This window comes from Salinisphaera sp. (assembly GCF_035690525.1).
Taxonomy (GTDB): Bacteria; Pseudomonadota; Gammaproteobacteria; order Nevskiales; family Salinisphaeraceae; genus Salinisphaera.
Genome location: NZ_DASSKM010000026.1, coordinates 1 through 14,484 on the forward strand (window position 1 = coordinate 1; position 14,484 = coordinate 14,484).

General features: G+C 62.0%; 17 protein-coding genes. 3 read left to right on the forward strand and 14 right to left on the reverse strand.

The features are described from left to right. Positions 1-446: 446 nt before the first annotated feature. Positions 447-908: an RT0821/Lpp0805 family surface protein gene (locus VFJ08_RS01620; RefSeq protein ID WP_324994477.1), complete on the forward strand. Its 462-nt coding sequence runs from the start codon at positions 447-449 to the stop codon at positions 906-908. Positions 909-986: 78 nt separating this feature from the next. Beyond that, positions 987-1,427, forward strand: a complete 441-nt coding sequence (locus tag VFJ08_RS01625; protein ID WP_324994479.1) for a thioesterase family protein — start codon at positions 987-989, stop codon at positions 1,425-1,427. A 22-nt stretch (positions 1,428-1,449) separates the two neighbouring features. Here the strand turns inward: VFJ08_RS01625 and VFJ08_RS01630 are convergent, their stop codons facing one another. From VFJ08_RS01630 to VFJ08_RS01695, 14 genes are all read right to left on the reverse strand, one after another. Then, the gene (locus tag VFJ08_RS01630) at positions 1,450-1,968 is read right to left on the reverse strand and encodes a YgjV family protein (protein WP_324994482.1); all 519 of its coding nucleotides are present in this window, start codon (positions 1,966-1,968) and stop codon (positions 1,450-1,452) included. Between the two features lie 160 nt (positions 1,969-2,128). Beyond that, positions 2,129-2,485, reverse strand: coding sequence for a cytochrome C oxidase subunit IV family protein (locus tag VFJ08_RS01635; RefSeq protein ID WP_324994484.1), 357 nt, complete (start codon positions 2,483-2,485; stop codon positions 2,129-2,131). Beyond that, positions 2,485-3,102, reverse strand: coding sequence for a hypothetical protein (locus VFJ08_RS01640; protein WP_324994486.1), 618 nt, complete (start codon positions 3,100-3,102; stop codon positions 2,485-2,487). Before VFJ08_RS01640 ends, VFJ08_RS01635 begins: the two co-directional genes overlap by 1 nt. A gap of 73 nt (positions 3,103-3,175) precedes the next feature. Beyond that, positions 3,176-5,275: a cbb3-type cytochrome c oxidase subunit I gene (locus VFJ08_RS01645; RefSeq protein WP_324994489.1), complete on the reverse strand. Its 2,100-nt coding sequence runs from the start codon at positions 5,273-5,275 to the stop codon at positions 3,176-3,178. A 63-nt stretch (positions 5,276-5,338) separates the two neighbouring features. Next, on the reverse strand, positions 5,339-6,301 hold the full coding sequence (locus VFJ08_RS01650) for a COX aromatic rich motif-containing protein (protein WP_324994491.1): 963 nt from the start codon (positions 6,299-6,301) through the stop codon (positions 5,339-5,341). Positions 6,302-6,425: 124 nt separating this feature from the next. Further along, on the reverse strand, positions 6,426-6,614 hold the full coding sequence (locus tag VFJ08_RS01655) for a hypothetical protein (protein ID WP_324994493.1): 189 nt from the start codon (positions 6,612-6,614) through the stop codon (positions 6,426-6,428). A gap of 164 nt (positions 6,615-6,778) precedes the next feature. Then, positions 6,779-7,636, reverse strand: coding sequence for a universal stress protein (locus tag VFJ08_RS01660; protein WP_324994495.1), 858 nt, complete (start codon positions 7,634-7,636; stop codon positions 6,779-6,781). 31 nt (positions 7,637-7,667) lie between these two features. Next, a complete protein-coding gene (locus tag VFJ08_RS01665; RefSeq protein ID WP_324994497.1) occupies positions 7,668-9,155 on the reverse strand; it encodes a SulP family inorganic anion transporter in 1,488 nt (495 codons plus the stop codon). A 295-nt stretch (positions 9,156-9,450) separates the two neighbouring features. Then, positions 9,451-9,720: a DksA/TraR family C4-type zinc finger protein gene (locus VFJ08_RS01670; RefSeq protein WP_324994499.1), complete on the reverse strand. Its 270-nt coding sequence runs from the start codon at positions 9,718-9,720 to the stop codon at positions 9,451-9,453. 88 nt (positions 9,721-9,808) lie between these two features. Next, positions 9,809-10,219: a type II toxin-antitoxin system VapC family toxin gene (locus VFJ08_RS01675; RefSeq protein WP_324994501.1), complete on the reverse strand. Its 411-nt coding sequence runs from the start codon at positions 10,217-10,219 to the stop codon at positions 9,809-9,811. Then, a complete protein-coding gene (locus tag VFJ08_RS01680; RefSeq protein ID WP_324994503.1) occupies positions 10,191-10,412 on the reverse strand; it encodes a hypothetical protein in 222 nt (73 codons plus the stop codon). The genes VFJ08_RS01675 and VFJ08_RS01680 overlap by 29 nt, the downstream gene beginning before the upstream one ends. 197 nt (positions 10,413-10,609) lie before the next feature. Beyond that, complete coding sequence (locus VFJ08_RS01685; protein ID WP_324994505.1) at positions 10,610-11,269, reverse strand: trimeric intracellular cation channel family protein; 660 nt, start codon at positions 11,267-11,269, stop codon at positions 10,610-10,612. Between the two features lie 30 nt (positions 11,270-11,299). Beyond that, entirely contained in the window at positions 11,300-12,568 is a 1,269-nt protein-coding gene (locus VFJ08_RS01690; RefSeq protein ID WP_324994506.1) for a M20 family metallopeptidase, read from the reverse strand. A 45-nt stretch (positions 12,569-12,613) separates the two neighbouring features. After that, on the reverse strand, positions 12,614-13,729 hold the full coding sequence (locus tag VFJ08_RS01695) for a C45 family peptidase (RefSeq protein WP_324994508.1): 1,116 nt from the start codon (positions 13,727-13,729) through the stop codon (positions 12,614-12,616). A gap of 295 nt (positions 13,730-14,024) precedes the next feature. On the opposite strand from VFJ08_RS01695, the gene VFJ08_RS01700 reads away from it, so the two are divergent. Continuing rightward, positions 14,025-14,318 carry a hypothetical protein gene (locus VFJ08_RS01700; protein WP_324994510.1) on the forward strand — a complete coding sequence of 98 codons (294 nt, stop codon included), beginning with the start codon at positions 14,025-14,027 and terminating at the stop codon, positions 14,316-14,318. Positions 14,319-14,484 lie beyond the last annotated feature (166 nt).

The following is a 14,484-nucleotide window of genomic DNA, read 5'->3' on the forward strand; positions in this document are numbered from 1 at the left end:
GCTGCAGGATATCGGCGCGGTTGATACCGATCGCCCGGACGTCCACGACGATTTCATTCGGCCCGGGCTTGGGCGCCTTGATGTCTTCCAGGACCAACTCCTGCGAATCGTCCTTATCGTTGATCAGCCATGCGCGCATAACGATGTGCCTCGATGGAAGCGGTAAGTCGGCCTCGGGCGCGCTCGCCGTGCGACAGATTCAGCCCGATGGCGCCGAACGGGAACAGCACGATACACACCGCGCGCCGCGACGTGAACGTCCAGTGTAAGGCGATCGCCCCAGATATCGTCGCGACGGGCAAGCCGTCCGTCGTATAAAACGACTTACGTGCCCAGCCTAACGGCCGCTGAACGATTCAGGGTCGCCCGCCTCTTCTACCACCCGGCGATTGCGTTAAACTGCCATGCGAAGTTGTTACCGAGCAAACCCGCGACGGGAGAATCCCATGTACAAAACCCTCAGCCTGTTCAGCGCCCTTGTTCTGGCCGTCTCGATGATCGGCGGATGTGCCAACTGGTCCAATTCCGACACCGGCACGGTGCTTGGCGGCGTGGCCGGCGGCGCGCTCGGCTCCCAGATCGGCAGCGGTACCGGCACCACCATCGCCACCGTGGTCGGCACCCTCGCCGGGGCGGCGCTGGGCAACCGGATCGGTAAACACTTCGACCAGAACGATCGCCAGCAATTCGGCACCGCGCTGGAATCCAACGAGACCGGCAGCACGTCGAGCTGGAGCGACCCGGACAGCAACGAAAGCTATTCGGTGACGCCGACGCGCACCTATCGACAGGGCGATCAGCCGTGCCGCGACTTCACGATGGACGCCAACGTCGACGGCCAGCCGCAGAAGGTCACCGGCACGGCCTGCCGTCAGCCCAACGGCACCTGGAAGGTCGTGAGCTCGTAACGACCGGGCCGACCGGCATCCGAGAATATCGAGCCGGGCCGCGCGCCCGGCTTTTTTTGTGCATAGGAGAAACGCCCCATGACCGGCCAGCCCGAGCAACCGACACGCGACGATTACGCCTGGTTCTGCGAAGTACCCACGCGCTGGATGGACAACGACGTCTACGGCCACGTGAACAACGTCACCTATTACTCGTATTTCGATACCGCGGCGAACCGCTTTCTGATCGAGGTCGGCGGCCTCGACATCCACGATGACCAGGTGGCCGGGTTCGTGGTGGCGTCGAACTGTCGCTACCGCGAACCGATCGCGTTTCCGGAAACCCTGGATATCGGCTTACGGGTCGACCGGCTCGGGACACGCTCGGTCACCTACGGGTTGGCGGTGTTCAAGAGCGGCACCCCGCTGGCCAGCGCCGACGGCGAATTCGTGCATGTTTTTGTCGATCGCGCCAACGGGCGCTCCACCGCCATTCCGGACAAGCTCGCGAGCGCACTCGCCGGCCTGCAGCGCGCGTAAAAGCTCTTCGTCGCCCCTCGCCTCAGACCGACGATCGATCGCGATAAATACGCAAGATAGTGACCAGATTCGTCACCAGTATCAGCGATTCGGCGAGCGTGCCGCCGAACGAGCCGACCAGCAGATTGCTGATGACCCAGCAGAGTGCGGCCACGGCGAGCAGCCAGCGCATGCCGACACCGGTCAGCATGAACATGCCGTAGGTGCCGATCACACCGGCCGCCAGCGCCCACACGTCGCGCGGCCCGGTCCAGGCGGGGACGGCGACGACGCACGTGGCAATCAGCATCGCCGCCATGATGAGCGCATGCCCCTTATAGCGACGCACGAGATGAATCCGCAGCACGATCAGCGCCGCGATCGCCGCCGCGACCCAACTGCGGAACATCGCGAACTGCAGCGCGAAAGCGACGTTGGCCACGAGCAACAGCACGAACAGCCGGTCGTCGCGCTTGCTCGCGAAGCCCAATACGCAGAGGACCAGCGCGATCAAACCGAACAGCTGCCCGGCCAGCCAGCGCAGGGTAAAAGGATCGTGCATGGCGTTGCGGCCGTCGCGCCGGCTTTCGGATCAGCCGGCCAATCTGCGCCAAGCCGAGCGCGCGTTCAAGCCGCGACGGCCAACACCTGCCGGTCGCGGGCTTACTCGTTTGACCCGGCGAACCGGCGACCGTCCACGCCGGCGACCACCGCGGCTTACGTCAAAACAGCCCGGCCGATATTTGCACGCGAAGCGCAAGCTCGTAGAAAAGCCAGATGCTCAAGCCAATCATCAGCGCAAATAGCGGAATCGTTAAAATGGTGGTGATGAGATTCCAGCGCTGCGAATGGCGAAGATCCACGTTGGAGAAAAAATAGAGCTGGACGCAGATGACGGCTCCGGCGAGAAACGCGATCACACCCTGCAGTGCCGGCCCAGGTAACGCGTGCGCATAGACCAGGGAAAACGCCAACGCCGTCAGAAGTAGTGAAATCACGTAACCGATGATCTTACTGCTTGCCTTGCGCCCGATCTGGACTTCGGGGTGCTCCAGTGCTTCTTTATCTTCGTCCAACATTAAATGGCGCTCCAAAGTTCAACGAAAGTGAAGACACAAGCCCAGATAAAGCCCTGGTAAAGCCAGAATATCTCAAGGCACAACAAGCGCTGGATCACGGCCGCGGAAAAACCTTTGAGCCCTACCTGAAACAGCATGACCACAATCCACAGTAAGCCCACCGCGACATGCAGCCCGTGGGTGCCCACCACCGTGAAGTAAATCGACAGAAAGGCGCTACGCAACGGGGTGATGCCCAAGGCCACCTGGCTATTAAAATCGTAAATCTCGATGCCGAGGAATATGCCGCCGGCGGCCAGGGCCAGACAGAACCACAGCATCAGTGCCGAGCGCTTCCCGCGGGCTAGCCCACGCATCCCCATCGCGACCGAAAAGACGCTGAAATAGATCAGTACGCTCTCGAACAGGAAATGAAACGGCGTATAGACGGCCGACGCCGTCGGCCCACCCGCGTAGTTGTTCTGGAGCACGCCGTAGGAGACAAATAGCGCGGTGAATATGAGGGAGTCGCCCAACATGTAGAGCCAAAACCCGAACGTCCGCATCGACAGCGTGTCGGGCGGGCTTTCGCTGTACAGTTCAGGGGTGTCGCGGGTCGGGTCGGCGCCGGCGGCCATAGGTGTCTCCAAGTGCGTGGTCAGCGACGATCCGAAAGCGCCGCAGCATTCGACCTATCAAAACGCCGGGGCCTCATGTCCTGCTTTCCCGCCGGCGCAAGCTCGCGAGCCCCGGCAAGTCCAGGTCTTCCATAGGCTCGGAGGCGGGCTCGTTGGCGATGATTTCGTTTTCCATACGCTCGACCTCGGCGGCCGGTATGGTGTATTCGATATCGTCTTTGAAACTCCTGAGGATAACGATCATGATCAGGCAAAACGCCATGAGCGCGGCGAGCCACCAGATCCGCCAGACTGCGGCGGCGCCAAAAAGAAAAGAACACACGCCGAACCAAAAAGGTCCGCTGGTACTTTTCGGCATGTGGATGTCGACGTATTCACGGGGGCGCTGGCCGGCCAGCCCGTGCTCCTTACGCCAGGTCAATTCGTCGCGGGCATGCACCACCGGCTGCACGGCGAAGTTATAGTGCGGCACCGGCGAATGGGTCATCCACTCCAGGGTGCGGGCATCCCAAGGGTCGGCACCGGCGCGGTATTTCACCCGGTCGCGGATGCTCACGTAAACTTGCAGGAACTGCAGTAAAACGGCGACGCCGTAAAAGGCCATGCCCGCTTCCTCCACCGCGAGCAACGGCGCCAGCGCCGCGCGCGGGATGTAATCCATGCGCCGGGTCAAGCCCATGAGACCCAGCAAGTACATGGACACGAACACTAAGATGGTACCGATCGTCCAGAACCAGAACATGAGCTTGCCGTAGCGCTCATCGAGCGTGAAGCCGAAAACCTTGGGAAAGTAGTAGATGAAGCCGCCGATGAAGGCGAAGACGATTACAAGCACCATATTATGAAAATGGGAGACCAGAAACACGCTGTTGTGCAGCTCGAAATCCACCGGCACCATGGCGAACATAAAGCCGGTCAAGCCGCCGATCGGCAGCAACAGCACGGCAGAAAAAGCCCACATCATCGGGGTGTAAAAGTGCAGGCGCCCCCGGTACATGGTGAAAACCCAGTTGAAGACCTTCACCCCCGTCGGGATGCCGACTAGCATGGACGAAATGGCGAAAAAGGCGTTGACCCCCGGGGGCTGGCCCATGATGAAGAAATGATGCAGCCAGACCGTCCAGGAAATGCCAGCGATGGTGAATACGGCGAGCACCATGGTGGTATAGCCGAATAATGGCTTACGGGAAAAGTTAGAAATGATCTCGGACATGACGCCCCACCCGGGCATAATCATGATATAGACCTCCGGATGGCCCCAGATCCAAAATAAATTCTTGTAGAGCATCATGTTGCCGCCGTGGCCCGAAGTAAAAAAATGGGTGCCCAGGTAGCGATCCAAAGACAGCAGGCCGGCGGCGGCGGTGAGCACCGGAAAAGCCGTCAGCATGAGAATAGCGGTGGAAAACGCGGTCCAGGTGAACATCGGCATACGCAGATAAGCCATGCCCTTGGTTCGCATTTTCACGATCGTGGCCGTGATGTTGATGGCCGCTAATGTGGTGCCGATACCCGTGATCTGGATTACCCAGATCCAATAATCCATGCCCACGGCGGGACTATAGGGCAGCTCGGAGAGCGGGGTCAGGGCGATCCAGCCGGCCTTGGAAAAATCGCCCAAAAAAAGCGACAACATCATCAAAGCGGCGCCGACGGCGGTTAGATACATCCCGATCAAATTGAGATAGGGATAGGCCATGTCGCGCGCGCCGATTTGCAGCGGCACGAGAATGTTCATCAGCCCGGTGATCAAGGGCGTGATGCCCAAAAAAATCATGATCGTGCCGTGCGTGGTGTAGAGCTGGTCGAAATGGTAGGGCGGCAGATAACCGTGCGCCGCCTCCAAAAAGCCTTCCGAGCCCGGGCCGGCGGCCATGTACTGCTGGCTGCGCATCATGATCGCTTCGACAAACGCCCGCAGCATCATTACCACGGCGATGACGATATACATGATGCCGATTTTCGTATGGTCGAGCGAAGTCAACCACTCACGCCACAAATAGCCCCATTTGCGGTAATAGGTCAGGCCGAAAACGACGACGGCAGCCACCGTGCAAGCAAGGACGAACGCGCCGACGATGAACATGTTGTCGTAAGGCACCCAGATCATCGACAGGCGCCCAGTCCAAAAATTCCAAGGGCCAGTGAATTGAGCCAATTTTGGATCGATCATGCTGGCAATTCTCCTTGCCTTGCCGCCTCTGCGCGATTGGCAGTGCCGTCGCTCATCATGGCTTTAGCCATCGGCCGCCATTGCCTTGCCCGAAAACAGGCCGCTGGGATAAACCTTGCCCCCATTGACCTGTTTGATCACGTACATAAACAGATGCGGAGTCACGGACGAGTAGAAACGGACCTTATTTTCCGTATTGATCGAGGGTTGGGCCAGATTTTCGAACGTTTCGTGAGTCAGCTTGCGCGGGCTTTGCTGAACTTTATGAATCCAGCGATCGAAGCCCTTTTCCGAAACCGCGATAGTGGAAAAACGCATCCAGGAAAAGCCGGCGCCACTAAAATTCGACGAAAATCCGGGATACGTCCCCGGATGACTCGCCGCCATCACCGCTTGGGTGCGCATACCCGGCATGGCCATCATCTGGCCGGCCAGTTGTGGAATAAAAAATATATTGCTCACCGTCGCCGAGGTCAGCCGGAAACGCACCCGGCGGTTGACCGGGATGTGCACGGTGCCGACAGTGGCGATGTTTTGCTCCGGATAGATGAACAACCACTTCCAATCCAGGGAGACTACGTTGATATCCAGCGGCTTATCGCTGTTTTTGAGGACATTCGGGCTATAGATGTCGGTATACATCGTGCCCCAGACCGCAAGGTAGGACAGCCCGATGACGGTGATAAAGGGTATCCCCCACATGCCCACTTCAATGATCCAAGATCTCGCCCAGTGCGGGGAATATTTGCCGCGGGGGTTGGTCGCCCGGTAACGCCAGGCAAAGAGAACCGCCATAGTGATCGTGGGCACGACGATACCCAGCATGATCGCCACATCGATAATCATGATCGTGTTTTCGGCATCGGCCACCGGGCCTTGGGGCGCGAGCACTAACCAGGACGAACTGTCGTCGGCCCAGGCCGCGCCGCTGGTCAGAATTGAAATTACGAAGATGACGGCGCCTGCGTAGCGATAACAGCTTTTCCGTTGAGATCTTTCAGGATTGAGCAATAGCCGTGTATTCATAGAATTTCCGCGCACAACGATAACGTGTCAGAAACCTGCCGTAATCGCCCTACCGGCGATCCATGGGCATGAATCAGCAAACAGCAGACGCCGCCGCAATACGATGGCACTAAATTTAGCGAACTCATGTAGCGCGTCTCGAATATCTAGCCACGGGACCGGCCGGATTGAGTATCCAGAACAGCGGGCCCGCCCAGGCCGGAAGACTGGCCAGCGCAAACGGCAGTGCCAGGAACAGGCGCGCCGTGAAACCGGCGCCGGTCCGCCGATGCCTCGAATTCAACACCGCCGGCGTGGCTGTTGCACTCGTCATCCAGATCCTCGTCGGTTGGCCCCGGGCGCAACCACTTGCGCCCGCTCGCTGAACACGGGCGATCTGAGCCCGCATGCTCAACCCACTTTAAGGCGCAGAACCGCTCCCCGTGCATCGGGTAAACTCCGGTCGGGGTTTACCCTGTGTCTTAGGATCTGTTGCCCTTACCGTACGATCAACAACGGCACATCGGCGCGCCGCACCATGTCCGTCGTGGTGCTGCCCAACAGCAATTCGCGGATACGCGTGTGGCCGTAGGCGCCCATGACCATCAAATCCAGATCGTGCTCGCGCTGATAAGCATGGAGGGCCGGCTCAACGTCGCCATCGACAATAGCCGGGGTCAGCCGCGCTCCGGCCGCCCGCAGCGTCTCGGCCGCCGCGTCGATCTGGCGACGACGCTTGTCGTTGGGCTGGCCGACATAAACCAGATGCACTTCGACTTCGGTCAATAGCGGTGTCGCGACCGCCCGCTCGATCACGCGTTTCCCGGTTTGGCTGCCGTCGAAGGCGATCAGCACCCGCTCGGGCGGCGCAAAGCTCTGATTGGTCAAGAGGATCGGGCAGGCCACGCCGCGGATCACCCGCTCCAAATTCGAGCCGAGATGATCGTCGCCGCCGGCGGATTCGCCGCGCTTGCCGAGCGCGAGCAGCCGGATGCCGTCACCCATATGATGCAGCGCGTCCACAAGCTCGCCGTTGCGCTGGCAAGACACGGGCTCGGGCCGGCCGGCATCGATCGCACGACGAGCTGCCGAATCGAGGAAATCGCGGCCCCGCTCGCGCGCCAGGCGCGCGCGCCGGCCGTCCAGCTCGGCCAACTCGGTCAGTAGGTGCTCTCGCGTTCCCAGGCCGATCTGGCCGGAATAATCGGTCGCCGCGGCATGCTTGCGGCGGCTGATGACATTGACGAATGTCAGTGGCGAATCGAGCTTCGATGCAGCCCAAATCGCGGCGTCGCAGGCCGCGGCCGCATAAGCCGAGCCATCAATGCAAGCCACGACCGATCGTTCATCGGACATGTTTCATTCTCCTCCTTCGGATAGATACCATCTAATGCTGCTCGAGCAGCTTTTCGGCATCGGGCTTGTCGTGCACCGCGACCTTGTCGACCAGTGTCGTGCTCGCCCGGTTCATGCCCACGATATCGACCGTTGCGCCCTCGCGCCGCAAGCGCAGCACGACCCGGTCCAGCGCCTCGACGGCCGAGATGTCCCAGAAATGCGCACGATGCACATCGATGGTCACGCTCGGTAAGGCTTCGTCGAAGTCGAAAGAATGACGGAACGCGCTGGCCGAGGTGAAAAAGACCTGACCGGTGATCTCGTAAACCCGGCGCTCGCCGTTGTCGGCCAGACGACTGGTGATATGCAGCAGCCGGCCGACCTTGTTGGCGAAAAACAGCGCCGAGAGCAGCACGCCCACGAAGACCCCGATCGCCAGATTATTGGTGGCGACCACCACCGCCACCACGGTGACCATCACGAGGTTGGTCGACAGCGGATGCTTGGGCATGTCGCGGATCGATTCCCAGGAGAAAGTGCCGATCGACACCATGATCATCACCGCGGCCAACGCGGCCATCGGAATCTGGCCGACCCAGTCGGACAGAAACACCACCATGATCAGCAGCACGATACCGGCGGTGAGCGTGGAAAGCCGGGTACGGCCACCGGATTTCACATTAATCACGGTCTGGCCGATCATGCCGCAACCGGCCATGCCGCCGATGAATCCGGTGCAGATGTTCGAAATACCCTGGCCGCGGCATTCCCGATTCTTGTTGGACCCGCTGTCGGTGAGGTCGTCGACGATGGTCGCGGTCATCATCGATTCCATCAACCCGACCACGGTCAGGGTCAGCGCATAAGGTGCGATGATGGACAACGTATCCCAGTTCAGCGGGACGTCCGGCCAGAGCAGGCTCGGCAGGCTGTGGGGAAGCTGGCCCATGTCGCCCACGGTATGAATATCGTAATGGCCGGACATATAAACCCCGGTCATCACCACGATAGCCAGCAGCGGCGACGGCACGATGCGCCCGACAACCGGCAGATAAGGAAACAGATAGATGATCGCCAACGAACCCGCCGCCATGGCATAGACGACCCACGACACGTTCGTCAGCTCCGGCATCTGGGCCCAGAAGATCAAAATGGCGAGCGCGTTCACGAAGCCGGTCACCACCGAGCGCGAGACAAAGCGCATGTAATTGGCCAACCGCAGCGAACCCGCGATGAACTGAAAGATGCCGGTCAGGACGGTGGTGGCGAACAGATATTCCACGCCGTGTTGCGCGACCAGCGTGACCATGACCAGCGCCATCGAGCCGGTCGCCGCCGAGATCATGGCCGGCCGGCCACCGACGAAGGCGTTGACCGCACAGATGCAGAACGAGGCATACAAACCGACCTTGGGATCGACACCCGCGATGATGGAAAACGCCAACGCTTCGGGAATCAGCGCCAGTGCGACCACGGTGCCGGACAAAAGGTCGGCGCGCACGTTAGAGAACCAATGGTCTCGGATCAGTTGCAGCATTATCTTTTCTTTCCAAACACACACAGCCGCGCCGGGTGCGGCGGGCCACGCGTTTTCATCGTTCGCGTGGCCCGCCGCACTCGACGCGGCGTAGGTCCAAATCGGGGATTCGCTGCGCGCTGAATGCGCGCGGGCGCCGAACTCTAGCAGAATCGCGGAACGAACTCACCCTGCGCCGACGTACGGCGGAACATGAGCTATCGGCCGTCGACCATGGCCGCGGCCAGCCGTCGGCACGGGTTATCGGCGCGGCGCGCACGCTAGCCGAGTGCCTGCGCGCCGCGTTCGAAGCCGATCAGCGCAGTTGACTGTCCTTGCTGGCGCGCCGGTTGAAGCCGGCCGCGGCCCGCTCGGCCTCGTCGGCCTCGGCCTGACACGCCACGCACAGCCGCACGCCGGGAATCAGCTCGCGGCGACGCTCGGGTATCGGCTCGCCGCATTCTTCGCAATGCGTGAGGCCGACGCCGCCGGGCGCCAATTCACGGCGCGCCCGCGCCACGGCGTCGTTGACCGTATCGTCGATCTGTTCCTGTACCGCGCCTTCACGCGCCCAGCCGCTAGCCATCGTGTCCTCCGGACGATAGGTCTATTCTGAGTCTTGCATGGCATCGTCGGGCGGCGATTGCAAGCCCGTAACTATAATTGAAACCTGCTTAGCGCAAGAGCTCGACGTCGACCGCGGCGTCGCCGGCGATTTCCTGCCAGGCTCGATCGGCCGTCAAGGCCCGCGCGTGCCGCGCCTTGGCCAGCGCCAGGCACGCCCGGTCGCCGAGTGAAAGGCCAGCCGATCGCGTCACCGATCGCAGCCGCGCGGTCGCCAGAGCCTGATCGTAGTCGAATGCCTGGATCGATAATTGCAGCGTGTCGATCACGGTGTCGACGGTTTCGGCCGGCATATCCAATGCAAGCAGGCAGGTAGCCACTTCCGCGATATTAACCGTCGATACAAGCGCCGCCGGCAGATGGGCCTCGACGCGATCGCCGCCAGGCTCGTCAAAGATCAGCGCGATAATCGCGGAGGCATCGAGAACGACGTTAGCCATGACCGGATCGATCGAACTCATCGTCCTCGCGCTCCGCTTCCCGTTGGCGGCCCTCGATCAGCCGCTCGGAGGCGAGACTGCCCGATGGCTTGTAAGGCGAGGCCAGCTCACGCACATGCTTGAGAGCCCGGGCTGTAGTCGTGATGCGAATTTCATCATCGACCAGACTCACCAAGAGATGACCGGCCCCCGATAGACCCAAAGCGCGACGCATATCCGCAGGCAAATTCATTCGGCCATTCTCTGAAATGGGGATGCTCCGTCGTTTGGAGGTAAGCATTGAACAATCCCTATTTTTTTAAGTACCAATTTATAACAGGTACAAAACAAAGAATAGGGCCAAAAATGATCCGACTGAGCGACAAGGCGGTTATGTCTTGGCTCGTCCGGAAACGAGCGGAGCCAGGCTTCCTATTTGTGTCTATCCTTATCGCGCCGCTTATCCGAGACGCCGCGCCGGCGCTGCAGCCGAGCCGCGGGCAGATGCCAGTCGTGGCGTATGGCCATGAAGCGCAGGGCAAAGCAGAGGACGCCGCCGGCAACCATGGCGGCCGTCGGCGGCACATGCAGCAGATGACCGACGACGACCACGCCCGCGCCAGCCAGCCCCGCCACCGCATACAGCTCGGCGCGCAGCACGGTGGGTATCTGGACGACGAGCACATCGCGCAGCATGCCGCCGCCGATACCCGTCAACATGCCGAGCAGCGTCGCCATGATCGGGTTGAGCCCGAACACGAGTGCTTTTTGCGCGCCGGAGACGGCAAAGACGGCCAGCCCCACCGCGTCCAGCACGAGCACGTGGCGGCGCAGCCGATGCGTGATCGGGTACCAGAAAAAAGTCAGCACGCCGGCCAGCACCGAAACGCCCAGATATTCCCAGTCCGCGATCGCCGCGGGCGGGGTGGCGCCGATCAGCAGATCGCGGGTAATCCCGCCGGCGTTACCGGTGGCGAAAGCCAACACAAGCACACCAAAAACATCGAGCCGGTATCTAACCGCCACCATCGCCCCGCTAAGCGCGAACACGAACGTGCCCAGCAAGTCCAGCGCGGCTAATAGTATGTGCAATCCAGATGCTTCCGCTCAGATGCGCGACGATTACGCTGTTAGCCAAGCGCGGGCGGCAATCACCATGGCCTCGACTCCGGCTTCCAGCGTCGGGTGGATGACCGGTAGAAAATGCGGGCTGTGGTTGGTAGGAATTTCGTTGCTGCGGCCCTCTTTTTTGGCCTTGGCGTAGGCCTCCGGGTCGATCCCGCCGACGAACCAGAATACCGACGGCGCGTGCCACTGCGCTCCGAACGACCCGAAGTCCTCGCTGGCCGGCGCCGGCCCGGTCTCCTGAATACGATCGCCAGCGAAATAGCGTCGAAACGCGGTGACGACCTGTTGGCTGGCTTCTGCGTCGTTGACGACCAGATCGTAGCGATCCAACGGCGTGATTTCCGGCTTTTTAGGCGCGCCCGAGGCCTTTGCCTCGGCATTAACGATGCGCTCGATGGCGCCGAGCACGCGTTGGCGCGTATTTTCATCGAAGGTGCGGACGTTGAGCTTGATGACCGCCTCGTCGGGAATGACGTTCGCCGCCGAGCCCGCCTGCAGCGCGCCGACGGTGACCACGGCGGACTCGGCGGCAGCTACCTCGCGGGAGACGATGGTCTGCAACCGCATGACCGTTGCCGCGGCCATGACCACCGGGTCGATGCTGGCCTGCGGCATCGAGCCGTGCGCGCCGCTGCCGAACAGGCGAATCTGCAGACTATCGGCGGCGGACGTAATTACCCCGGTGCGCCCGCCGATAACGCCGGCCGGCCCGGGCATCACATGCTGGCCCAGAATCACGTCGGGCTTGGGAAAGCGGTCGAACAGGCCGTCGTCGATCATGGCCTGGGCGCCTTCCGCGATCTCTTCGCCCGGCTGAAAGACCGCCATCACCGTGCCCCGCCACGCGCTTTTCGCTTGGGCGAACAGCCGGATCGCGCCGATCAGCCAGGTCACGTGCATGTCATGCCCGCAGGCGTGCATGACGGGCACGGTTTGCCCTTCGGCATCAGTGGCTTCGACCGTGCTGGCATAGGCCGCGCCGGTGGCTTCTTTAATCGGCAGCGCATCCATATCGGCGCGCAGCATGACCGTCGGGCCCTCGCCGTTGCGCAGTATCCCCACCACACCGGTCTTGCCGACGCCGGTCGTCACCTCATAACCGGCGGTCCGCAGTTGCCCGGCCACCGCATCCGCGGTCCGGGTTTCCTGCATCGACAGCTCGGGGTGCGCGTGGATATCGGTGTATAGCTGCTCCAACTCCGGGAGCAACTCATCAAGCTTCGCCCATACCGGGTCGCTAGGATGCGTCTGTTCGCTGCTCATGATCCTATGTCCTGGTTACTGGCCCTGGATACTGGGGCGAATGCGTCAGGCGTCCGCGGCGGCCCCGCCCACCTCGAACGCCACATATTCCTGTTCGCTCGGCAGACCACGTAGGGCCCACAGGCGACGCGCCGCCGGATCGGCGATCACCGCGCCGCAGGTGGCCATCTTCGTGACCGGCGTCGGCGGGTAACAAATGGCCCGCGTGTCGCGCGTGACCGCGGCCAGCCGCGCCACGTCGATCATGTCGGGGCCGGCCAGCAGTTCCCGGGCGCGGGCTAGCCGTTGCTCGCTGTGGGCCTGCGCCTCGGGCGGGCGCGGCCGCTCGGTCGAGCGGGTGGCCTCGCTCAGACAATGATTGGTATGCACGATCACCTCGTCGGTCAGCGGCGTGACCTCGCGCCAGGTCGCCATCGCCTCGACGTTGAAGCCCTGGTTGGAGCCCGGGCCGTCCGGCCCGACCAGCAGATAATTGTGAGCCCCGGCCAGATCGGCATCCGCCAACCGGGCCGCGGCGGCCTCGAAGTTGACCTGCGCCAGCACTTCGCGCACCACGAAGTTCCAGGTCACGCCGATGCGGCCGTCGTTACCGGTGAGATTGTTGATGCCGATGGTGACGCCGGCCTCGTTCATACCGATCATGCCCAGACAACCGCTGCTGGTGAACACGGTGAAGGCCGGCGCGTCCAAAGGCGCGCCGCGCAGCACGAAGACATGTTCGGCGGCCGTCTCGTGCATGTCCCAGGTCTGGGCGAACAAGGGCTGGCCGGTGGCGCTGCGCGCGCCGGGCACAATCATGGCGGTGCAGTTGTCGACGGTACCCGGCGCGGCGCCCTCGCCGCCGAAGGCCGCAAACGCGGTGTCGACAAAATCGGTGAAACCGCTGACCACCAGCATTTCCGCTGCCGACAAACCGGCCGCGTCCGCCATTGCGCGCAACTCCTCGGTCAGCCGCGGCGAGTACGCTTGATGCGCCGCCAGACAGTCCTCGGCCAGCGCCAGCACATCGGCGCGCGGCCGGTCCGCGCCCACCCACAGCGCCTGGCCGGCGCGTTCGACGCGCTCGGCGGCGAAACGCCGGATCTGTTCGGCGTGGGTCGCGCCGTGCGCACGGCCGATATCGGCGGCGCTTCCGGCCGCCTCGAGTACGGGAATATCCATGATGCCTATCGCTGACAATGGGCTGACAATGGGCCTTTAAATCTACGACCGGCACGGCCCGCGCGGCAAATCAAATATCTTTCGACCGCGCGGTATGAAACCGCGCGGTCGGCCACAGGGAAGAGCTGACGCCTCTCCCCTTTGGAAACCCCATTGCCAAGGTGCCCGCGGCAAGCCGCGGGGTATTGGTGAACCAGCATCATCATTTTGGCTAATTGTTTCGCCTTGATTCGCTCCCTAGATTCGAATCATGACGGCTGACAAGCCGTGCCAGGAGGATACAAGGAGGTCGTTCATGCACGTTCAGGATGCGATCAGCGCCGAACAGGCCCGCCAGAACATGAAGACCACAAGCAACGACGCCACCGATGCCGTTGCGGCGCTCAACGATGCGATCCGCGAGGCCTCGCTGGAGAATCGCGGCCATACCACCGCGTTTCTCGATCGGGGCCATATCGGCGTCGAGGATATCGGACGCATCGTCAAGCATTTCCGTAAGCGCGGCTTCACGGTCGAGGACCGATGCCATGATCGCGATACGTTCGCGCTCAAGATCAGTTGGTATCCCGCCGAACGGCGGGGCGTCTGAAGCGAGGCGCGGCGCGCACGGCCGGCCGCTGGTTGGCCGACGATCGAACGCCTCCGGTCGTACCGGGCTATAGCTGCCGCAGCCAGATCGCGCGCTTTGGCGCCGGCGCGCGCGTAGCGCATTCGGCCGAAGTGCTGCTCGGGCTGTTCGAATCGCGCACGCAGCC